This is a genomic window from Kitasatospora cathayae (assembly GCF_027627435.1).
Classification (GTDB): domain Bacteria; phylum Actinomycetota; class Actinomycetes; order Streptomycetales; family Streptomycetaceae; genus Kitasatospora; species Kitasatospora cathayae.
The window spans coordinates 5,044,636-5,066,179 of record NZ_CP115450.1 but is presented as its reverse complement, the minus strand read 5'-3'; the positions used below and the strand labels follow the sequence as shown (position 1 = coordinate 5,066,179).

The following is a 21,544-nucleotide window of genomic DNA, read 5'->3' as shown; positions in this document are numbered from 1 at the left end:
GGACCAGGCTAACGCGTCCGCGCCGCTGGACCAAAACGGATCCGGGGCGGGGCCCCTCGGCCCCGCCCCGGATCCGAAGACCGTATGACTAGTTCTTCTGGATCTGGTCGAAGGAGAGCTCCACCGGGGTCTCCCGGCCGAAGATCTCGACCAGGCCCTTGACCTTCTTCGAGTCGGGGTTGATCTCGTTGATGGTCGCCTGCAGGGTCGCGAACGGGCCGTCGGTGACGGTGACCGAGTCGCCGACCTCGAAGTCCAGCACCTGGATCTCGGTCGGCTTGACCGGCGAGGGCTTGCCGGCCTCCTTGGCGGCCTGGCGCTCGACGTCCGGGGCGAGCATCTTGACGACCTCGTCCAGGGTCAGCGGGTACGGGTCGTAGGCGTTGCCGACGAAGCCGGTGACACCGGGGGTGTTGCGCACGACGCCCCAGGACTCCGGGGTGAGGTCCATGCGCACCAGGACGTAGCCGGGGAGCTTGTTCTGGCGGATGGTCTTGCGGTCGCCGTTCTTGATCTGGACGACCTCCTCCTGCGGCACCTCGGCCTGGAAGATGTACTCCTCGACGTTCAGCGAGACGGCGCGCTGCTCGAGGTTCTGCTTCACCCGGTTCTCGTAGCCGGCGTAGGTGTGGATCACGTACCACTCGCCCGGCATGAAGCGCAGGTCCTCGCGGAACTTGGCGACCGGGTCGACCTCGGCCTCGGCCTCGACCGGCTCCTCGACGGACTCCTCGTCGGCGAGCTCCTCGGCGTCCTCCACGTGCAGAGCGGACTCCTCGGCGGGCTCGCCGGCCTCGGCCTCGTCGTACGCCTCGACCTCGTCCTCGTCGCTGTCCGCGGCGTCGACGATCTGCTCGGCGGGCTCGGTGTCGTCAGCCAGCTCGGCCGCGTCCAGCTCGGCGGCGACATCCGCCTCGCGGACGGTCTCGTCGGCGTCGTACAGGGGGGACTCAGACACGGTGGCTGCTTCTTTCCTGGAGATGGTGAAGGTGGCGCGCTCCGGAACCGGCCCGGCGCGCGGCCGCTCGCGCGGGCGCCAGGAGAGGTCTCGGAGACTTCAACAGTACCGAGTCCACGGTACGCGCGCGTACGTCCGCCGCCGACAGCTCGACCCGGGCCGAGGATTTCGGCCCGGGTCGGGAGGTGGTTTTCGGGGGTGGGGCGCTCGATCAGCCGAAGACGAAGAGGCTCAGCTTGGAGAAGCCGTAGTCCAGGCCCGCGACGAAGGCCATCACGACCACGACGAAGGTCACCACGACGGCGGTGTAGTTGGTGAGCTCACTCCGGGTGGGCCAGACGACCTTGCGCAGCTCGGCGATGATCTGGCGGTAGAACAGGCCCATCCGCGCGAACAGGCCCTTCTTGGCCCGCTTGCCGGACTTCTTCTGCTTGCCGGACTTCTTGTCGCCCTCGACAGCCGTGGTCTCGGCGGCGCCGTCGGTCCCCTCGGGGTTGCCGCTCTCAGGCGTTGCGGTGGAGCCCGTGGTCTCCGTCACTCGTCCTCACCTGAATCCGGGTCCGGCCGAACATCGCCTGCGTACCCGTTTCAGGCACGAGCGGTCGGCTTAAGCGGTGCTGATCGGTGCCCTCTCCGCATCAAGCCCGCTCGCTCTGTGGAGCGAACGGGCTGAATACGGATCAAGCAGCAGGGCAAGAGGGACTCGAACCCCCAACCGCCGGTTTTGGAGACCGGTGCTCTACCAATTGAGCTATTGCCCTACGGAGCCTCGCGACTCCTGCGTGGCGACCAACCTACCGCATCTCCCCCCGCTGTCTGTACAGGCGGTGAAAGCTCCGGTCTTTTTCGGTGGGCCGTCGAGGAGCGAGTGTACGTGGTCGGAGGCTGTTTGGTCGAACCTCTTCTTCCGGGGCCGCCGGACGCCCGGCAGATGTCCGGCCGGGCGCGGCGGTCACCGGCGGATCGACGGGGGCCGCGATGCGGACTGGACCGTACGGATGATGGAACCGCGATGACCGGTCCGTCCCGGTTCTGCGACGATGCAGGCATGAGCGCTTCCACCCCTCAGCCCGACCAGTCCATCCGCCCCGCCGACCGCCGGGTCTCCGCCCGGATCGGCGCGATCGCCGAGTCCGCGACCCTCGCCGTGGACGCCAAGGCCAAGGCCCTCAAGGCGGCCGGCCGTCCGGTGATCGGCTTCGGTGCCGGCGAGCCCGACTTCCCCACGCCGGACTACATCGTCGAGGCGGCCGTCGAGGCCTGCCGCGACCCGAAGAACCACCGTTACACCCCGGCGGGTGGCCTGCCCGAGCTGAAGGCCGCGATCGCCGCCAAGACGCTGCGCGACTCCGGCTACAAGGTGGACGCCTCCCAGGTGCTGGTCACCAACGGCGGCAAGCAGGCGATCTACGAGGCCTTCGCGGCGATCCTGGACCCGGGCGACGAGGTCATCGTCCCGGCCCCGTACTGGACCACCTACCCGGAGTCGATCCAGCTGGCCGGCGGCGTCCCGGTGGAGGTCGTGTCCGACGAGACCACCGGCTACAAGGTCTCGGTCGAGCAGCTGGAGGCCGCCCGCACCGAGAACACCAAGGTGGTGCTGTTCGTCTCGCCGTCCAACCCGACCGGCGCGGTGTACACCGAGGCCGAGGCCGAGGCGATCGGCCGCTGGGCGCTGGAGCACGGCCTGTGGGTGCTCACCGACGAGATCTACGAGCACCTGGTCTACGGCGACGCGGGCTTCACCTCGCTGCCGGCCCTGCTGCCCGAGCTGGCCGACAAGTGCATCGTGGTCAACGGCGTCGCCAAGACCTACGCGATGACCGGCTGGCGGGTGGGCTGGGTGATCGGCCCCAAGGACGTGATCAAGGCCGCGACCAACCTCCAGTCGCACGCCACCTCGAACGTCTCCAACGTCGCCCAGCGCGCCGCGCTGGCCGCCGTCGCGGGCGACCTCTCCGCGGTGCACGAGATGCGCACCGCCTTCGACCGCCGTCGCCGGACCATCGTGCGGATGCTCAACGAGATCGAGGGCGTCGTCTGCCCCGAGCCCGAGGGCGCGTTCTACGTGTACCCGTCGGTCAAGGCCCTGCTGGGCAAGGAGATCCGCGGCCAGCGCCCGCAGACCTCCGGCGAGCTGGCCGCGCTGATCCTGGACGAGGCCGAGGTCGCGGTCGTCCCGGGCGAGGCCTTCGGCACCCCGGGCTACCTGCGGCTCTCCTACGCGCTCGGCGACGCCGACCTGGTCGAGGGCATCAGCCGGGTCCAGAAGCTGCTCGGCGAGGCCCGCGACTGACCTCGCGCCGGCCTCCCGACGTCAATCCGACATACCGGATTCACCCGGCAGACCGCCCTCTTTCACCCCTTCGGGGGATGGAAAGAGGGCGGTTCCCGTTTGGGGGCCGCATACGGCAGTATCGGAAAATGGAACGCCTGTTGAACCCGCGAGACGTCAGGGGCCTCCCGAAGGCCCACCTGCACCTGCACTTCACCGGCTCGATGCGGCCCGCCACCCTGCTGGAGCTGGCCGACAAGCACGGCGTCCGGCTGCCGGAGGCCCTCAGCTCCGGCGAGCCGCCCAAACTGCGGGCCACGGACGAACGCGGCTGGTTCCGCTTCCAGCGCCTGTACGACACCGCCCGCTCGGTGCTCCGGGACGAGTCGGACATCCGCCGGCTGGTCCTGGAGACGGCCGAGGACGAGAAGCGGGACGGCTCCCGCTGGCTGGAGATCCAGGTCGACCCGACCTCCTACGCGCCCCGGCTGGGCGGGCTGATCCCCGCCCTGGAGCTGATCCTGGACGCGGTGGAGCACGCCGCCGCGGCCACCGGCGTGGGCATCCGGGTGCTGGTCGCGGCCAACCGGATGAGGTCCCCGATGGACGCCCGGACGCTGGCCCGGCTGGCCGTCCGCTACGCCGACCACGGCGTGGTCGGCTTCGGCCTCTCCAACGACGAGCGCCGGGGCCTGGCCCGGGACTTCGACCGGGCCTTCGAGATCGCCCGCAAGGGCGGGCTGCTGGCCGCCCCGCACGGTGGCGAGCTGGCCGGCCCGGAGTCCGTCCGGGACTGCCTGGACGACCTGGGCGCCGGCCGGATCGGCCACGGCGTGCGGGCCGCCGAGGATCCGCGGCTGATGGCCCGGCTGGCGGACCGCCAGATCACCTGCGAGGTCTGCCCGTCCTCCAACGTCTCGCTCGGCGTCTACGAGCACCCCGAGGAGGTGCCGCTGCGCCGGCTGTTCGACGCCGGGGTGCCGCTGGCGCTCGGCGCGGACGACCCGCTGCTGTTCGGCAGCCGGCTGGCCGCCCAGTACGACCTGACCCGGGACGTCCTGGGCTTCAGCGACGCCGAACTCGCCGAACTGGCACGTCAGTCGGTGCGCGGCTCGTGCGCGCCGGAGGCCGTGCGCAAGGAACTGCTGGGGGACATCGACGCCTGGCTGGTGGACGGGCACGCCCCTGCGGGGGCGGAGGGCCCTACAGCTTGACGCCCACCATCACCGGCTCGTTCACCAGCTCCACCCCGAAGGCCTCGCGGACCCCGTCCCGGATCTCCCGGGCCAGGGCCAGCAGGTCCTCGGCGGTGGCCGCGCCGCGGTTGGTGAGCGCCAGGGTGTGCTTGGTGGAGAGCGTCGCCGGGCCGTCGCCGTAGCCCTTGCCGAAGCCCGCCCGGTCGATCAGCCAGGCCGCCGAGGTCTTGGTGCAGCCCTCCGGGGCCGGGTAGGCGGGGGCGTTCTCGGTGCCCGGGCGGGTGCGGAAGGACTCGTACTGGGCCGCCGTGAGCACCGGGTTGGTGAAGAAGGAGCCGGCCGACCAGGTGTCGTGGTCCGCCGGGTCCAGCACCATGCCCTTGCCGGCCCGCAGCCCCAGCACCGCGTCGTACGCCTCGACCAGCGGCACCCGCTCGCCCTGCTCGACGCCGAAGTGCCTGGCCACCTCGGCGTACTTGACCGGGGTGGAGAGCCCCGCGTGGTCCGCCAGGGCGAACCGCACCCGCAGCACCACGTAGCGGTCCGGCTCGGCCTTGAAGCGGCTGTGCCGGTAGGAGAAGGCGCACTCGGCGTTGCCCAGGGTGACCACCTCGCCCGCCGCGCGGTCGTACGCGACCACCTCGGTGACGGTCTGGGCCACTTCCTGGCCGTACGCGCCGACGTTCTGCACCGGGGTCGCACCGGCCGAGCCGGGGATGCCGGCCAGGAACTCGATCCCGGCCAGGCCGTGCTCGCGCACCGTGCGGGTGACCGCCTCCGACCACACCTCGCCGGCCGCCAGCTCCAGCACGGTGCCGTCCAGGGCGAAGCCGGTGGTGGCGATCCGCAGCACCGTGCCGGGGAAGCCGGCGTCGCCGATCACCAGGTTGGAGCCGCCGCCGAGGACCAGCAGCGGCTCGCCCGCCGCGTCGGCCTCGCGGACGGCGGCGATCACCTCGTCGTCGGTGTGGGCGGTCACCAGGCGGCGGGCCGGGCCGCCGAGCCGGAGCGTGGTCAGCGGGGCGAGGGGGGCGTCGTTTTCTACCAGCACGCCCACCAGCGTACGGGGACGGGGACGGCCGTTCGGCCGCCCCCGGTGGGCCGCGCCGACCGCTCAGGCCTTCGAGGCCTCGGCCGGGACGGCCCGCTCGCTCGTCGCGGCCCGCTCGGCCAGCGCCGCCCCCGACGCCTTCGGCCCCGACGCCTTCGCCCGGCGGGGCAGCAGCAGCGCACAGACCCCGCCCGCCAGCACGATCCCGGCGCCGACGTACAGCGCGGGCACCATCGCGTCGACGAAGGTCCCCGGCGAGCCGTCGCCGCCGCGCGCCGAGAACACCGCCGACAGCACGGCCACCCCGAGCGCGCCGCCGACCTCGCGCAGTGCGTTGTTGGCCCCGGAGGCGATGCCCTGCTCCTCCGGTCGGACGCTGTCCATCACCATGGCGGCGGTCGGTGCGAAGTACATCGCCATGCCGACGCCGCACATCACCACGGCGGGCACCGCCGGGGCGTACTCGTAGTGCCCGAGCCCGCCGTTGATCGCCGCGTACAGCGCCAGGCCGACGCCCTGCAGCGTCAGTCCGACGAGCACGATCGGGCGGCCGCCGAAGCGGTCGGCCAGGATGCCGGCGACCGGTGCGACGACCAGCCCCACCCCGGTCCACGGGAGCATCCGGATGCCGGCCTCCTGCGGGGTGTAGCCGCCCACGGTCTGCAGGTGCTGGCTGATCAGGAAGATCGAGCCGAACATCCCGAGGAACATCAGCAGGCCGGAGGCGTTGACGGCGGCGAAGGACCGGTTGCGGAACAGCCGCATCGGCAGCATCGGGTGCCTGGCGCCGCGCTGCTCGTACCGCACGAAGGCGATCAGCAGCACCAGGCCGCCGGCCAGCGCGGCCAGCACCAGCGGGCTGGTCCAGCCGTCCGGATTGCCGCGGATCAGGCCGAGCACGACGCCGAACAGGCCGAGGCTCACCAGCACCGTGCCGACCGCGTCCAGGGCCGGGGCGGCGCCGTGGCTCTCGCGCAGCCGCAGGGCGGCCAGCGGTACCAGGGCGACGCCGACCGGGACGTTCACCCAGAAGATCCACTGCCAGGAGAAGTGCTCGGTCAGGGTGCCCCCGATCAACGGACCGGCGGCGATGGCGAGGCCGTTGACGCCGGCCCAGATGCCGAAGGCCATGCCGCGCTTGGCCGCCGGGATGGCGGCGGTGAGCAGGGTGAGGGTGAGCGGCATCGACACCGCGGCTCCGACGCCCTGGACGGCGCGGGCGGCGATCAGCGCGCCGATGCCCGGCGAGAGCGCGGCCGCGGCCGAGCCGGCGGTGAAGAGGCTGAGCCCGATCAGGAACATCCGGCGGCGGCCGAAGCGGTCGCCGAGCGCCGCGCCGAACATCAGCAGCACGGCGAAGGACAGGGTGTAGGCGCTCACCGTCCACTCCAGGTCGGACAGCCCGCCGCCGAGTTCCTCGCGGATGGACGGCAGTGCGGTGGTGACGACCAGGTTGTCCAGGGCGGCCATGAAGCCCGCGAGGCTGGTGATCACCAGGGTCCAGACGCCGGTGCGCCCGAGGCCCGGTTGCTCGGTCGCGAGCCCGGCCGCGTGTTTCGTCGTGATCTCGGTCATGACTTCGCTTCCCCCCAGGGTTTTCCGGATAGTTATTGATCACTAACTTTCGAGGGACGAAAAAAGGTCGCACGGACTGCACCGTGCGACCCGCTACCGGTCCCCCGCGCGCCCGTCCTCGTGTTCGCCGAAGCCGTCCCAGATCCGGTGCTCCCGGGGGAAGCCCAGTGCCACCAGGGCGTTGATCAGCATCCCGTACGCGAAGAACTCCGTGGTGCCCTGCACATCACCGCCGACCCGTTCCCGGACCCGCTCGAACAGCTCCCCCCACAGCCGCCGGGCGCTCTCGCCGATCTCGTCCTCGCCGGCCATCCGGGAGGCGAACACCGAGACGTAGAGCTGCATCTGCATCATGAGCTGCTCGCCGTCCTCGACCAGGCCCAGGTACGCCTCGGACATCGCCGCGGCGGCCTCCTCCCCGGTCAGCCCGACGGACGCCTCGTCGAAGACCCGCCAGGTCTCCTCGATGCAGCGCTCGGCGGCGGCCGCGAAGATCGCCTGCTTGCTCGGGAACAGCCGGAACAGGTACGGCTGCGAGACGCCCACCCGACGGGCGATCGCCTCGGTGGACGTCCCCCGGTAGCCGCTCCTGGCGAACTCGATCATCGCGGCCCGGACGACGCTCTCTCGCCGTTCCTCCGCACTCATCCGCATGCTCGTCTTCGCCACGGGAGCCAAGTTAGTGACCAATCACTAGCTACGCAAGGCCGAAAGCCGCCCCGGCAGCCCGCCGAACGGGCTCCCGGGGCGGCTGACCTCGGAGAACGGCCTGAAAGCAGGCCGGAGAACCAAGGGCCTCAGGCGAGCCGGACGACCGCCCTGGACATCCCGAGCACCTTCTGCCCGCCCGAGGTGGCCAGCAGGTCGATCTGCACCTTGCGGTCGTCCAGCTTCTTGGCGACCTTGGCCGAGACCTCGATCACCGCGCCGACCCCGTCGTTCGGCACCGGCACCGGCCGGGTGAAGCGGACGCCGTACTCGACCACCGCGGCCGGGTCGCCGACCCAGTCGGTGACCACCCGGATCGCCTCGGCCATGGTGAACATGCCGTGCGCGATGACGTCCGGCAGGCCGACCTCCAGGGCGAACTTCTCGTTCCAGTGGATCGGGTTGAAGTCGCCGGAGGCGCCCGCGTAGCGCACCAGTGTGGCGCGGGTCACCGGGAAGGACTGCGCCGGCAGCTGGGTGCCGACCTCGACCTCGTCGTAGTTGATCGCCATCGCGCTCACTCCCCCGCCCCGTCGGCGGCCCGGGCCACCAGCGTCATGATCGCCGTCACCACGTGCTCGCCGGTCTCGTCCGCCACCTCGCCACGCACGGTGAGCACGTCGTTGCCCGCCAGCGACTTGATGTTGTCGATGGTGACCGCGACCGTCAGCCGGTCGCCGGCCTGCACCGGGCGGCTGTAGAGGAACTTCTGGTCACCGTGCACCACCCGGCTGTAGTCCAGGCCCAGCTCCGGGTCCTCGACCACCTGGCCGGCCGCCTGGAAGGCGATCGCGAACGGGAAGGTCGGCGGGGCGATCACGTCCCGGTGGCCCAGCGCCTTCGCGGCCTCCGCGTCGGTGTACGCCGGATTGGCGTCCCCGATCGCGATCGCGAACTCGCGGATCTTCTCCCGGCCGACCTCGTACGGATCGGTGGGCGGGTAACTACGCCCGATGAAGGACGGGTCGAGCGCCATGGCAGCTCCTGGGAAGGCGGGTGGAAACGGGATGGAAACGCGGGGCGGAAACGCGGGCGGACGCGGAAAAGACTCCGGGCCGCACCCCCTGTTGAGGGATGCGGCCCGGAGTCGAAGACCTGAATTCACACAGGCCCGGAGCCCTGCGACAGGGTCAGCGGGTCTCGCGGTGCGCGGTGTGCGAGTTGCAGCGGGGGCAGTGCTTCTTCATCTCAAGACGGTCCGGGTCGTTGCGCCGGTTCTTCTTGGTGATGTAGTTCCGCTCCTTGCACTCCACGCAGGCCAGCGTGATCTTCGGGCGGACGTCGGTGGCAGCCACGGGAGTGCCTTCCTTGGACAACGAATAAGAACACAACAAGAGTAGCCGACCGGGAGTGCGATCTCCCGACCGACTACGCGGGGTAGCGGTGACCGGACTTGAACCGGTGACACAGCGATTATGAGCCGCTTGCTCTACCAACTGAGCTACACCGCCACAGTGATCAGCAGCACAGCCGAAGCTGACTGCCTTTCACCAGAGCCCCCATGCGGAATCGAACCGCAGACCTTCTCCTTACCATGGAGACGCTCTACCGACTGAGCTATAGGGGCGAACGAGGAAGAGATTACACGTTCCGCGCCCAGAGGTGAAATCCGTATCCCGGAGCGAAGACCGCAGGTGGGCGAGGGGGACGGACGACCGATCCGAGGCCGGGCGTTCGACCGGCCCGCGAGCCCCGCGCCCCGAGCCGATACGACTATTGCCCGCCTCCCGGCACCCCACCCCCGTCCGCCATAGGCTCGACGCTCATTGGTCGGGGCACGAGAAGGAGCCGGCGATGGACAGCGCAGCCGCCGACGGGCCGCACTCCGAGCCCGACCCGGCGGCCAACCCGCTCGGGCACGGCCCGGTCCTGCTGTTCACCGGAGCCCGACTGGCCGACGGACGGGTGGTGGACGTCCGGATCAGCGGTGACCGGATCCAGGCGGTCGGCACCGTCGGCAGCCTCGGCCCGCTGCCCGCCCTGCCCGGCACCCCCACCGTCACCACCGGCGCCCGGATCGACCTCCGCGGCTACCTGCTGCTCCCGGCCCCCGCCGAGGCGCACGCCCACTACGACAGCGCCTTCTCCGCCGCCCTGCCCGCCCCGCCGCCGGACACCCCCGCCGACCTCACCCGCCGGGTCACCGAGGCCGCGCTCACCTCGCTCGGCTACGGCGCCACCGCCCAGCGCACCCACGTACGGATCGGCGACGTGCACGGGCTGCGCCGACTGGAGGCGGTGCTCACCGCCCGCCAGGCGCTGCGGGGCTTGGCCGAGCTCCAAGCGGTGGCGATGCCCCGGCTGCTCACCGGCCGGGCCGGCGCGGACGGACGGGCACAACTGCGCGAGGCCCTCAAGCTGGGCGCCACGGCGGCCGGCGGCTGCCCGGAGCTGGACCCGGACCCGGCCGGGTACGTGCACCTGCTGCTGGAGGCCGCCCGGGAGGCGGACTGTCCGGTGGACCTGCACACCACCGCCGAGGATTCGGTCCAACTCGCCAGGCTGGCAAGCGCCTTGGCTCCGCTGCGGCCTCGGGTGACGCTCGGCCCGTGCGGGGCGCTGGCCCGCGGCGCGTCCACCGTGCTGGCGACCAGCGGGGTGCGGGTGGTCTGGCTGCCGCAGAACGGCGGCTGCACCGGGCTGGAGGGCCGTCCGGCCGGCCCGCGGCCGGGCCTGGTACGGGAGTTGACCGCTGCCCGGGTGCCGCTGGCGGCGGGCAGCGGGGCCCTGCGGGACCAGTCCAACCCGGTCGGCCGGGCCGATCCGCTGGAGTCCGCCTATCTGCTCGCCGCCGGTGGGGAGTTGGACCCGGAGGCGGCGTACGACGCGGTGGCGAACCAGGCCAGGGCGGCGCTCGGGCTGCCGCCGGTCCGGGTGGACGCCGGCTTCCCGGCGGAGTTGCTGGCGGTGCGCGGGGACAGCCTGGCCGGGGCGCTCGCGGGCGGGCACAGCCGGCTGGTGGTGCACAGCGGCCGGGTGGTCAGCCGGACCAGCGCGGTACGGGAGTTCGCGGACACCGTGGCGCTGGCGCTGCCCCGGCAGTCCGGCGGCGCGGGCTGCTGAGCACCGGTTCACGGGGCACCGGCGGAAGCCAAAGGGGCGCGCGATCTGTGTCGCGCGCCCCTTCCCCACCTGCTGGCCGTCCTTGGACGGCGGCTGGAGCGGTCCCGGACTTCCCCCACACGGAGCAGGGCCCGCTCGTTCCAGCCCTGACACTACGACCGCGGACCACCGCCCCCGACCGGCCTTGACGCCCTCCTGTCGCCCACGAACCGCCTCTTGACGGCTCGTTGACGTGGCCGACCAGGGGCGTGTCGGACACGTCCTACGGCACGTACCGGTACCCGATCCCCGGCTCGGTGATCAGGTGGCGCGGGCGGGCCGGATCGCGCTCCAGTTTGCGGCGCAGCCCGGCCAGGTAGACCCGCAGGTAGTTGCCGCGCGCCTCCTGGGCCGGCCCCCACACCTCGCGCAGGATCTGCCGCCCGGGGACCAGCCGGCCGGGGTTGGCGAGCAGCAGGCTGAGGATCCGCCACTCGGTCGGGGTGAGCCGCACCGGGCCGCCCGGGCCGAGCACCGTGGTGGCGGCGAGGTCGACGGTGTGGTCGCCGATCACCGGTCGACCCGGCGGGACGGCGCCCAGCGGCCGGCGCAGCACCGCCCGTAACCGGGCCAGCAGTTCGTCCATCAGGAAGGGCTTGGTGAGGTAATCGTCGGCGCCCGCGTCGAGGGCGTCGATCTTGTCGGCGGCGTCGGACCGGCCGGAGAGCACGATGACCGGCATCGGGCTGCGGGTGCGCAGTCCGCGCAGCACGTCCATGCCGTCGAGGTCGGGCAGACCGAGGTCGAGCAGGACGGCGTCCGGGACGGAGTGCGCGGCCCGGTCGAGCGCCTCCCCGCCGGTGGCGGCGGTGCGGACGGCGTACTGGCGGGCGCTGAGGTTGATCCGCAGGGTGCGCAGGATGGCCGGTTCGTCGTCGACGATCAGGATCTCACTCATGCGGTGGCTCCTTCCCAGTGGCGAAGTGCTCGGCGGCGAAGTGCTCGGCGGCGGCGGGCCCGGCGGCGGCGGGCTCGGCGGCTGCGGGCAGGGTGAGCAGCATGGTGGTGCCGCCCCCGGGGGTGTCCTCGACCTCCAGGCTGCCGCCCATGGCCTCGGCGAGACCGCGGGAGAGAGCAAGCCCCAGGCCGACGCCGGTGGTGTTGTCGGTGTCGCCGAGGCGCTGGAAGGGCAGGAAGACCCGATCGCGGTCCTCGGGGGCGATGCCGGGGCCGCGGTCGATCACCCGGATCTCGACCAGGTCGGCGTGGTGACTGGCGGTGACCAGGACGGGCGCGCCGGGGGCGTTGTACCGCAGCGCGTTGGTGATCACGTTGGCGAGCACCCGTTCCAGCAGCGGCGGGTCGGCGAGCACCGGCGGGGCGCCGTCCAGGTCGAGCGGCCGGACCGGCGCGTACGGGTCGGGGAGGCTGTCGAGCGCCCTGGGCAGGACCTCGTCCAGGTGGGTCCCGGTGAGGTGCAGGGTGAGGGCGCCGGCCTGGAGGCGGCTCATGTCGAGCAGGTTGTCCACCAGCCGGGTGAGTTTGACCAGCGACTCGTCGGCGGTGGCGAGGAGTTCGGCCTGGTCCTCGGGCGAGAACTCGACGTCGGGGCTGCGCAGCGAGCCGACCGAGGCGCGGGCGGCGGCGAGCGGGGTGCGCAGGTCGTGGCTGACGGCGGCGAGCAGCGCGGTGCGCATCCGGTCGGCGGCCTTGATCGGCTCGACCTCGGCGGCGACCACGGCCAGCCGGTCACGTTCCAGCGCGGCGCCGACGTGGGCGGCGAAGGCGGTGAGCACCCGCTGGTCGGCGGCGGGCAGCCGGCGGCCGGTGAGCACCAGGACGGCGTCGGCGCCGACCGGGACCTCGGTGGTCTCGTGCGGCCCCTCCCCGTCGTCCGGGTGCTCGGCGGTTACTCGCCCGCTCGCCTCCGGGCGCTCTGTCCCGGTGCCGACACTCTTCGCTCCGGCGCCCCCTTCGGCTCGGTCCGCGCAGTGGGCGAGCACCTCGCCGTCGGAGCGGGAGAGCAGCGCGACGGTCCGCATGCCGAAGGCCGTACGGGACTTCTCCAGCAGGGCGGGCAGCGCGTCGGCGCCGCGCAGCACGCTGCCGGCCAGGGTGGAGAGGGTCTCGGCCTCGGCGGTCGCGCGGGCGGCCCGGGTGGTGAGCCGGCCGGCGTGGTCGACCACGGTGGAGACGGAGAGCGCGATGGCGGCGAACACCACCAGGGCGACGATGTTGTTGGTCTCGTTGATGGTCAGGCTGTGGACCGGCGGGATGAAGTAGTAGTTCAGCAGCACCGAGGCGATGAACGCGGCCAGCAGGGCGGACATGGCGCCGCCGAGCAGGGCGACGATGACCACGCCGAGCTGGAAGATCAGCGCGTCGGTGGTGAGGTTGATGGTGGCGTGCGCCTGGGAGAGCACGGCGGTGAGCAGCCCGGGCAGCACGAAGCCGGCGAGGTAGCCGGCGATGGTGCGGCGCCGGGAGTGGCGCCGGCCCAGCGAGGGCAGCCGGCCGCGGCCGGTGAACTCGTGGGTGACCATGTGGACGTCGATGTCCTCGGAGGCGTCCACGGTGGTCTCGCCGATGCCGGGGCCGGTGAGGAAGCGGTTGATCCGGCCGCGGCGGCTGGTGCCGAGCACCAGCTGGGTGGCGTGGTGGGCGCGGGCGAAGGCGAGCAGCGCGGTGGGGATGTCGTCGCCGACCACCACGTGGTAGCTGCCGCCGAGGGTCTCCACCAGCCGGCGCTGCTGGGCGAGCGCGCCGGAGGAGGCGCCGGCCAGGCCGTCGCTGCGGGAGACGTGGACGGCCAGCAGTTCGCCGCCGGCGGTGCGAAGAGAGGGGCGACGCGGAGCGTCTCGGCCAGGGGTGGTGGGGGGAGCCGGGCGGGAGATCCGGGCGGCGCGTCTGATCAGGGTCTCGCCCTCCGGGCCGCCGGTGAGGGCGACCACCACCCGCTCGCGGGTCTCCCAGACCCGGTCGATGCTGTGCGCTGCCCGGTAGTCGCGCAGCCCCTCGTCGACCCGCCCGGCCACCCAGAGCAGGGCGAGTTCGCGCAGGGCGGTGAGATTGCCGACCCGGAAGTAGTTGGAGAGCGCGGCGTCCACCTTCTCGGCCTTGTAGACGTTGCCGTGGGCCATGCGCCGGCGCAGCGCCTGCGGGGCCATGTCGACGAGTTCGATCTGGTCGGCCCGGCGGACGACCTCGTCCGGGACGGTCTCGCGCTGGGGGATGCCGGTGATCTTCTGGACGACGTCGTTCAGCGATTCCAGGTGCTGGATGTTGACGGTCGTGATGACGTCGATCCCGGCGGCGAGCAGTTCCTCGATGTCCTGCCAGCGCTTGGCGTTGCGTCCGCCGGGGATGTTGGTGTGCGCCAGCTCGTCGACCAGGACGACGGACGGGCGGCGGGCGAGCACCGCGTCGAGGTCCATCTCCTCGAACTCGGCGTCGCGGTAGGAGCGGTGGGCCCGCGGCAGGACCTCCAGCCCCTCGGTCATGGCCTCGGTGTGGCGGCGGCCGTGGCACTCGATGTACCCGACCACGACGTCGGCCCCGCGTTCCTGTCTGCGCCGGGCCTCGTCCAGCATCCGGTAGGTCTTGCCGACCCCCGGGGCGGAACCGAGGTACACCCTCAGCCGACCGGTGCGGACGCCGGAGCCGGGGGTGAGGTCGCGGGCCATGGGCACTGCTTCTTTCCATCGGGAGGTGACGGCTGGACGGTACGCGGCGGCGGATACGGGGATACGGGGCGGCCGACCCGGGCGCGGAGGCATCCTCCCGCGCCCGGGTCGGCCCGGTCACCCTGGTATGTCGTGGGGTGTCATCGTTCGGTCACTTCTGCTCGCTGATCGCCTTGTTGAGGAGGACGACGTTGACGCCCTCCTGACCGAGGAAGCCGAGCGAGCGGCCCTCGGTGTACCGGTCGACCAGCTTGGCGACCGTCTCCACCGGCAGCTTGCGCTCCTTGGCGACCCGGTTGACCTGCTCCTTGGCGTACGCCACCGAGATGTGCGGGTCGAGGCCGGAGCCGGAGGCGGTCAGCGCGTCGGCAGGCACGCTCGCCGGGTCGACGCCGTCGAAGGCGGCGACGGCGGCGCGGCGGTCGTTGACGGCCTTCAGCAGGTCGTCGCTGTTCGGGCCGAGGTTGCTGGCGCCGGAGTTGTCGCCAGCGTGGTTGTTGGCGGAGGGCCGGGGCTGGAACCACTTCGGGTCCGGCACCGGCTCCTCCTTCGGGTCGTCGGGGTTCTTCTTCGGCAGGTCGTAGTTCTGGCCGAGCAGGCTCGAACCGACCTCCTTGCCATCGGACTTCACGATCGAGCCGTTGGCCTTGTCGCTGAAGACGGCCTGGCTGATCCCGGTGATCAGCAGCGGGTAGGCGACTCCCAGGATCACCGTGAGCACCAGGAGCACGCGCAGCGCGGTGAAGTGGGTGCGGACGGTCGTCGGCAGGGGCTTGGACATGGTGTTTCTCTCCTTCCCTGCGTCAGTTGAGGCCGGGGATGAACTGGACGATCAGGTCGATCAGCTTGATGCCGACGAACGGCACCACCAGACCGCCGAAGCCGTAGATCCCGATGTTGCGGCGCAACAGCGAACTGGCGTCGGACGGGCGGTACTTCACGCCGCGCAGGGCGAGTGGGATCAGGCCGATGATGACCAGGGCGTTGAAGACGATCGCGGAGGTGATCGCGGACTGGGGGCTGTGCAGGCCCATGATGTTGAGGTGGCTCAGGCCCGGGTAGACCCCGGCGAACATCGCGGGGATGATCGCGAAGTACTTGGCCACGTCGTTGGCGATCGAGAACGTGGTCAGCGCGCCGCGGGTGATCAGCAGCTGCTTGCCGATCTCCACGATCTCGATCAGCTTGGTGGGGTTGGAGTCCAGGTCGACCATGTTGCCGGCCTCCTTGGCCGCCATGGTCCCGGTGTTCATCGCGACGCCGACGTCGGCCTGGGCGAGCGCGGGGGCGTCGTTGGTGCCGTCGCCGGTCATCGCGACCAGCTTGCCGCCCTCCTGCTCCTTCTTGATCAGGGCCATCTTGTCCTCGGGCGTGGCCTCGGCGAGGAAGTCGTCCACGCCGGCCTCCTCCGCGATCGCCTTGGCGGTCAGCGGGTTGTCGCCCGTGATCATGATGGTCTTGATGCCCATCCGGCGCAGCTCGTCGAACCGCTCCCGCATGCCCTCCTTCACCACGTCCTTCAGGTGGATGACACCCAGGACCCGGGCAGGCCTGCTGCCGACCTTGGTGGCCACCACCAGCGGGGTGCCGCCGGCGGCGGAGATTCCGTCGACCAGGGCGGAGACCTCGTCGCCGACCGACCCTCCGTTGTCCGTCACCCAGTTGGAGACGGCGCCGGCGGCGCCCTTGCGGACCTGGTGGGTGCCTTCGGCCTCGTCCAGGTCAACCCCCGACATCCGGGTCTGGGCCGTGAACGGGACCCAGGTGGCATGGGCAAGCTCGCCCTGAGCGCGGGCCCGCAGACCGTACTCGGTCTTGGCCAGGACCACGATCGAGCGGCCCTCCGGCGTCTCGTCCGCGAGCGAGGAGAGCTGGGCGGCGCTCGCCAGTTCGTCGGTGCCCACGCCGGGGGCGGGCAGGAACTCGGCGGCCTGGCGGTTGCCCAGGGTGATGGTGCCGGTCTTGTCGAGCAGCAGGGTGTTGACGTCGCCGGCGGCCTCGACGGCGCGCCCGGACATCGCCAGCACGTTGCGCTGCACCAGCCGGTCCATACCGGCGATGCCGATCGCGGACAGCAGCGCGCCGATGGTGGTCGGGATCAGCGCCACGATCAGGGCGACCAGGACGATCATCGACTGCGGGGCACCCGCGTAGGTGGCCATCGGCTGCAGGGTCACCACGGCGACCAGGAAGACGATGGTCAGCGAGGCCAGCAGGATGTTGAGCGCGATCTCGTTCGGCGTCTTCTGCCGGGCCGCGCCCTCGACCAGGGCGATCATCCGGTCGATGAACGACTTGCCGGGCTCCGAGGCGATCTTCACCACGATCCGGTCGGACAGCACCTTCGTGCCGCCGGTGACGGCGGAGCGGTCACCGCCGGATTCGCGGATGACCGGCGCGGACTCACCGGTGATCGCCGACTCGTCGACGCTCGCGACACCCTCGACCACGTCACCGTCACCGGGGATGACCTGCCCGGCCTCGACCACCACGTGGTCGCCGAGCCGCAGCGCGGTGCCAGGCACCTCCTCCTCGTCCTGGGTGGCCGGCCAGTTGGTGAGCCGGCGGGCGACGGACTCGGTCTTGGTCTTGCGCAGGGTGTCGGCCTGGGCCTTGCCGCGGCCCTCGGCGACGGCCTCCGCCAGGTTGGCGAAGACCGTGGTGAGCCAGAGCCACACGGTGATCGACCAGGCGAACACGCTGGGGCTGGCTATCGCGGAGATCGTGGTGACCACCGAGCCGACCTCGACCACGAACATGACCGGGTTCTTGATCATCACCCGGGGGTCGAGCTTCTTCACCGCGTCCGGCAGGGACGCGAGGATCAGCTTCGGGTCGAGCAGACCGCTCCGCACTCTGTGCGGTGCGGCGGCCTCGGCCGTGCTGTCGGCCGGTGCGGGGTTGAGCGTAGGGGTGGACATCAGGAGAGACCTTCCGCGAGCGGTCCGAGGGCCAGGGCCGGGAAGTAGGTGAGGCCGACGACGATCAGCACGACGCCCGACAGCAGGCCCACGAACAGCGGCTCGTGGGTGGGCAGGGTGCCCGGGGTGGCCGGCACCGGCTGCTGCTGGGCGAGCGAGCCCGCCAGCGCCAGCACGAACACCATCGGCAGGAAGCGGCCGAGCACCATGCACAGGCCGAGCGCGGTGTCGTACCAGTCGGTGTTGACGGTGATGCCGGCGAACGCCGAACCGTTGTTGTTGCTCGCGGAGGTGAAGGCGTACAGCACCTCGGAGAAGCCGTGGGCGCCCGAGTTGAGCATCCCGGCCCGCTCACCCGGCAGCGCCATCGCCACACCGGTGCCGACCAGCACCAGCGCGGGAGTGGTGAGGATGTACAGCGAGGCGAACTTCATCTCCCGACCGCCGAGCTTCTTGCCCAGGTACTCGGGGGTGCGGCCGACCATCAGACCGGCCACGAACACCGCGACGACCGCCAGGATCAGCATGCCGTACAGGCCCGAGCCCACACCGCCGGGCGCGATCTCGCCCAGCATCATGTTGAAGACCGTCAGCCCGCCGCCGAACGGCGTGAACGAGTCGTGGAAGGAGTCCACCGCACCGGTCGAGGTCAGCGTCGTCGAGGTGGCGAACAGGCTGGAGGCCGCGATACCGAAGCGCTGCTCCTTGCCCTCCATCGCCGCGCCGGCCGCCTGCAGGGCGGTGCCGGAGTGCTGCGACTCGGCGAAGGTCATCAGGGCGACCGAGGCGACCCAGAACAGGCCCATCACCGCGACGATCGCGTAGCCCTGGCGGTTGTCGCCGACCATCTTGCCGAAGGTGCGCGGCAGCGCGAACGGGATCACCAGGATCAGGAAGATCTCCAGCCAGTTCGTGAACCCGGTCGGGTTCTCGAACGGGTGCGCCGAGTTGGCGTTGAAGAAGCCGCCGCCGTTGGTGCCCAGCTCCTTGATGACCTCCTGGGAGGCCACCGGCCCGCCCGGGATCTTCTGCACGTCACCGGCCAGGCCGGTGATCTCGTGGAAGCCGTGGAAGTTCTGGATCACGCCGTTGGCGACCAGCACCAGCGCGAACACGACCGACAGCGGCAGCAGCAGCCGCAGGTTGATCCGGACCAGGTCGACCCAGAAGTTGCCCAGCCGGTCCGTCCGGTTCCGGGTGAAGCCCCGGATCAGCGCCGCCACGACGGCGATGCCGACGGCCGCGGAGACGAAGTTCTGCACCGCCAGGCCCGCCATCTGCACCAGGTGGCCCATCGCGGACTCGCCCGAGTACGACTGCCAGTTGGTGTTGGTGACGAACGAGATCGCGGTGTTCCAGGCCTGGTGGCCGTCCATCTGCTGGACGCCCAGGTTCAGCAGCAGGTAGCCCTGGAGGCGGATCAGGCCGTAGAGGAAGAGCACCGAGACGGCCGAGAAGGCCAGCACCGAGCGCAGGTACACCGGCCAGCGCTGGTCGGCGTCCCCGTCCACGCCGATCACCTTGTAGATGCCGCGCTCGACTCCGAGGTGCCTGGAGGTGGTCAGGATGCGGGCGATGTAGTCGCCCAGGGGCCGGTAGCACAGGACCAGCGCGGCCACCAGGGCCAGGGCCTGCAGCCAGCCCGCGAGAGTGGAGCCCATGTCAGAACTTCTCCGGGTAGATCAGCGCCACGACGAGGTAGCCGACAAGAGCGACGGCCACGATGAGACCTGCGAGGTTCTCGGCACTCATGCGCCCACCTCGCTGCGCTCGGCAGGCGCTTCGCGCAACCCGCACCTCTCGATGGTTCGCTCGCTGCGCTCACTCACAGCTTCTCCACCCCCCGCGCGATCAGGGCGATGACGGCGAACACGGCGACCGTGACACCGACGTAGATGAGGTCGGACATGGGCTCCACCAGCGTGGTTCGGGAGATGCCGCGGACGGACCGAAGGGCTTCCGTGCGGCACCGGCGGACGACCGGCAGATGCAGCAAACCAGCCGTCAAGGGCGCGTTCAGGAGGCCCTGACGCCGTCCATACGGGTGACGACCGGTCGTTGACGGGACCTTGACGCGCACGGGTGGTGGGACGACGAACGGCCCCGGACGGCAGCTGGAAACCGCCGCTCGCCGTCCGGGGCCGTGCACGGGCCTCCGCCGCCGGTCACATCCGCATCCGGTCACATCCGCATCCGCAGCCGGCAGACCACCGCGTCGGTGTGCCGGCGCAGGGCGCGGTCGATCACGGCGCCGCGCCGGTTCTGCAGCGCGCGCTGCCACCAGTGGGCGGGCTCGACCTCGGGGATCAGCACGGTGAGCCGGTCGTAGGCACGCTCCTCGCCGAGCTTGTTGACGAACGCGGCGATCGGCCGGCCGAGCTGCCGGTGGCCGTCCGGGATCTCCAGCAGGGGCACACCGGGCTGCCACAGCTCCCAGTCCCGGCGCAGCGCCTCGGCGTCGGCCGGATCGTGCACCACGGTCACCGCGAACACCTCGTCGCCCAGCGACAGCGCCGCCGACAGGCCGTCCCGGGTGAGCCGGGTGATCGCCGTCACCGGGACCACCACCAGGCTGCGCCGGCGGGTCACCGGGCCCGGCACCCGGCCGAGCTCCAGGCGTTCGCCGATCCGCCCGTAGCTGCGGTGGATGGCCTCGAACAGCAGCACCAGCAGCGGCAGGGCGACCACGATGCCCCAGGCGCCCTCGGTGAACTTGGTGCCGGTCACCACGATCGCCGCGAGGCCGGTCAGCAGCGCGCCGAAACCGTTCAGCGCGGCCTTCCATCGCCAGCCGGCCGGGCGGTTCCGGTACCAGTGCCGGACCATGCCGACCTGGCAGACGGTGAAGCCGACGAACACACCGATGGAGAAGAGCGGCACCAGGCTGTTGACGTCGCCGCCGGAGCCGACCAGCAGCACGGCCGACACCGCGGCCAGGAACAGCACGCCGTACCGGTACACCTGGCGGTCGGCGCGCAGCGCGAAGACGTGCGGGAGGTGGTTGTCCCGGGCGAGCAGGTCCATCAGCACCGGCAGACCGCCGAAGGAGGTGTTGGCGGCCAGGCCGAGCAGGACCACGGTGGCGAACTGGACGACGTAGAAGCCGGTGCCGTGGCCGAGCGAGGCGTCCGCGAGCTGAGCGAGCACGGTGACGCCGTCGACCGGCTGGAGGTGGAAGCGGCCGATCAGCACGGCCAGGCCGATCAGCATCACGCCGAGCAGGGCGCCGAGCGCGACCTCGGTGTACTGGGCCCGCTTCACCCGCGGGGTCCGGAAGGAGGGGACGGCGTTGGCCACCGCCTCGACGCCGGTCAGCGCCGAGCAGCCGGCCGCGAAGGCCTTCAGCAGCAACAGCGCGCCGACCGCGCTGGCGTTCTCGGCGAGCACCGAGGCGTGGCTGGCGGCGGCCTCGGTGCTCGCCGGCGCGTCGCGGAACAGGCCGACCACGACGATCGCCAGGACGGCGAGGACGAAGACGGCCGTCGGCGCCATGAACCAGCGCGCCGACTCGGCGATGCCGCGCAGGTTGACGGCGGTCACCAGGGCGAGCACTCCCAGGCAGAGCCAGACCCGGTCGTCGTACAGGCCCGGGAGGGCGGAGGTCAGCGCGGCCACGCCGGCGGTCACCGAGACCGCGACGTTCAGGACGTAGTCGATCACCAGCGAGGCGGCCGCGGTCAACGCCGTCCGGCGGCCCAGGTGGGCCTTGGCCACCGCGTAGGAGCCGCCGCCGTCCGGGAAGGCCGCGATCACCTGCCGGTAGGAGGCGACCAGCACCGCGAGCAGCACGACGATCGCCACCGTGACCGGCAGCGTGAAGCCGAGCCCGTACGAACCGGCGGCGGCCAGCACCAGCACGATCGACTCCGGGCCGTACGCCACCGACGCCATCGCGTCCAGCGACAGCGCCGCCAGCCCGCCGAGCACGCTGAGCCGGTGCCGCTCGTCACCCGCCCCGGTATCAGGCGGCTCGGGCTCGGCCGTCACGGCCGGGGTGGAAGTGGCGCTGGACATCGGACGGCCCTCCGCAGTCGGTAGTTGCTCCGAATCCTGCGGTTCGCACGCCCGGGCACCCACTCGCCCCTACGGGTTCCTGACGCCACCACCAGTGGCCTTGACGCGGTCTTGACGCGAC

At 71.6% G+C, this 21,544-nt stretch carries 18 protein-coding genes and 3 tRNA genes; 3 read left to right on the top strand and 18 right to left on the bottom strand.

The features are described from left to right. Positions 1-88 precede the first annotated feature (88 nt). From nusG to O1G21_RS22610, 3 genes are all read right to left on the bottom strand, one after another. Complete coding sequence (gene nusG / locus O1G21_RS22620; protein WP_270146438.1) at positions 89-958, bottom strand: transcription termination/antitermination protein NusG; 870 nt, start codon at positions 956-958, stop codon at positions 89-91. Between the two features lie 211 nt (positions 959-1,169). Then, on the bottom strand, positions 1,170-1,496 hold the full coding sequence (gene secE, locus O1G21_RS22615) for a preprotein translocase subunit SecE (protein ID WP_270146437.1): 327 nt from the start codon (positions 1,494-1,496) through the stop codon (positions 1,170-1,172). Positions 1,497-1,646: 150 nt separating this feature from the next. Further along, positions 1,647-1,719, bottom strand: a tRNA-Trp gene (locus O1G21_RS22610). Positions 1,720-2,006: 287 nt separating this feature from the next. Between O1G21_RS22610 and O1G21_RS22605 the strand changes: the two genes are divergently transcribed. Beyond that, positions 2,007-3,254: a pyridoxal phosphate-dependent aminotransferase gene (locus O1G21_RS22605; protein WP_270146436.1), complete on the top strand. Its 1,248-nt coding sequence runs from the start codon at positions 2,007-2,009 to the stop codon at positions 3,252-3,254. A 128-nt stretch (positions 3,255-3,382) separates the two neighbouring features. Continuing rightward, positions 3,383-4,447, top strand: coding sequence for an adenosine deaminase (locus tag O1G21_RS22600; RefSeq protein ID WP_270146435.1), 1,065 nt, complete (start codon positions 3,383-3,385; stop codon positions 4,445-4,447). Here O1G21_RS22600 and O1G21_RS22595 read toward each other — a convergent pair. The 8 genes from O1G21_RS22595 to O1G21_RS22560 form a co-directional block, all read right to left on the bottom strand. Next, the gene (locus O1G21_RS22595) at positions 4,437-5,480 is read right to left on the bottom strand and encodes a UDP-N-acetylmuramate dehydrogenase (RefSeq protein ID WP_270146434.1); all 1,044 of its coding nucleotides are present in this window, start codon (positions 5,478-5,480) and stop codon (positions 4,437-4,439) included. The genes O1G21_RS22600 and O1G21_RS22595 overlap by 11 nt on opposite strands. A gap of 63 nt (positions 5,481-5,543) precedes the next feature. Then, positions 5,544-7,055: an MFS transporter gene (locus O1G21_RS22590; RefSeq protein ID WP_270146433.1), complete on the bottom strand. Its 1,512-nt coding sequence runs from the start codon at positions 7,053-7,055 to the stop codon at positions 5,544-5,546. A gap of 93 nt (positions 7,056-7,148) precedes the next feature. Then, positions 7,149-7,703: a TetR/AcrR family transcriptional regulator gene (locus O1G21_RS22585; RefSeq protein WP_270151184.1), complete on the bottom strand. Its 555-nt coding sequence runs from the start codon at positions 7,701-7,703 to the stop codon at positions 7,149-7,151. A gap of 149 nt (positions 7,704-7,852) precedes the next feature. Further along, complete coding sequence (locus O1G21_RS22580) at positions 7,853-8,275, bottom strand: MaoC family dehydratase (protein ID WP_270146432.1); 423 nt, start codon at positions 8,273-8,275, stop codon at positions 7,853-7,855. A 5-nt stretch (positions 8,276-8,280) separates the two neighbouring features. Beyond that, the gene (locus tag O1G21_RS22575; RefSeq protein ID WP_270146431.1) at positions 8,281-8,739 is read right to left on the bottom strand and encodes a MaoC family dehydratase N-terminal domain-containing protein; all 459 of its coding nucleotides are present in this window, start codon (positions 8,737-8,739) and stop codon (positions 8,281-8,283) included. Positions 8,740-8,893: 154 nt separating this feature from the next. Continuing rightward, a complete protein-coding gene (gene rpmG, locus O1G21_RS22570) occupies positions 8,894-9,058 on the bottom strand; it encodes a 50S ribosomal protein L33 (protein ID WP_006604855.1) in 165 nt (54 codons plus the stop codon). An 83-nt stretch (positions 9,059-9,141) separates the two neighbouring features. Further along, positions 9,142-9,214, bottom strand: a tRNA-Met gene (locus O1G21_RS22565). 43 nt (positions 9,215-9,257) lie between these two features. Next, positions 9,258-9,330, bottom strand: a tRNA-Thr gene (locus O1G21_RS22560). Positions 9,331-9,557: 227 nt separating this feature from the next. Between O1G21_RS22560 and O1G21_RS22555 the strand changes: the two genes are divergently transcribed. Beyond that, positions 9,558-10,826 (top strand): amidohydrolase family protein, encoded by a 1,269-nt coding sequence (locus O1G21_RS22555; protein WP_270146430.1) that lies wholly within the window; start codon positions 9,558-9,560, stop codon positions 10,824-10,826. 262 nt (positions 10,827-11,088) lie between these two features. Here the strand turns inward: O1G21_RS22555 and O1G21_RS22550 are convergent, their stop codons facing one another. The 7 genes from O1G21_RS22550 to O1G21_RS22520 all read right to left on the bottom strand — a co-directional run bounded on the left by O1G21_RS22550 (position 11,089) and on the right by O1G21_RS22520 (position 21,423). Next, positions 11,089-11,763, bottom strand: a complete 675-nt coding sequence (locus tag O1G21_RS22550; protein ID WP_270146429.1) for a response regulator — start codon at positions 11,761-11,763, stop codon at positions 11,089-11,091. Then, on the bottom strand, positions 11,756-14,488 hold the full coding sequence (locus tag O1G21_RS22545) for a sensor histidine kinase (RefSeq protein ID WP_270146428.1): 2,733 nt from the start codon (positions 14,486-14,488) through the stop codon (positions 11,756-11,758). The genes O1G21_RS22550 and O1G21_RS22545 overlap by 8 nt, the downstream gene beginning before the upstream one ends. A 151-nt stretch (positions 14,489-14,639) precedes the next feature. Continuing rightward, positions 14,640-15,269 (bottom strand): K(+)-transporting ATPase subunit C, encoded by a 630-nt coding sequence (gene kdpC / locus O1G21_RS22540; protein WP_270146427.1) that lies wholly within the window; start codon positions 15,267-15,269, stop codon positions 14,640-14,642. Positions 15,270-15,291: 22 nt separating this feature from the next. Beyond that, positions 15,292-17,409, bottom strand: a complete 2,118-nt coding sequence (gene kdpB / locus O1G21_RS22535) for a potassium-transporting ATPase subunit KdpB (protein ID WP_270146426.1) — start codon at positions 17,407-17,409, stop codon at positions 15,292-15,294. Then, on the bottom strand, positions 17,409-19,070 hold the full coding sequence (kdpA, locus tag O1G21_RS22530; RefSeq protein WP_270146425.1) for a potassium-transporting ATPase subunit KdpA: 1,662 nt from the start codon (positions 19,068-19,070) through the stop codon (positions 17,409-17,411). Before kdpA ends, kdpB begins: the two co-directional genes overlap by 1 nt. Position 19,071: 1 nt before the next feature. After that, positions 19,072-19,161 carry a K(+)-transporting ATPase subunit F gene (gene kdpF, locus O1G21_RS22525; RefSeq protein ID WP_141633550.1) on the bottom strand — a complete coding sequence of 30 codons (90 nt, stop codon included), beginning with the start codon at positions 19,159-19,161 and terminating at the stop codon, positions 19,072-19,074. A 429-nt stretch (positions 19,162-19,590) separates the two neighbouring features. Then, positions 19,591-21,423, bottom strand: coding sequence for an APC family permease (locus tag O1G21_RS22520; RefSeq protein WP_270146424.1), 1,833 nt, complete (start codon positions 21,421-21,423; stop codon positions 19,591-19,593). Positions 21,424-21,544: the final 121 nt, after the last annotated feature.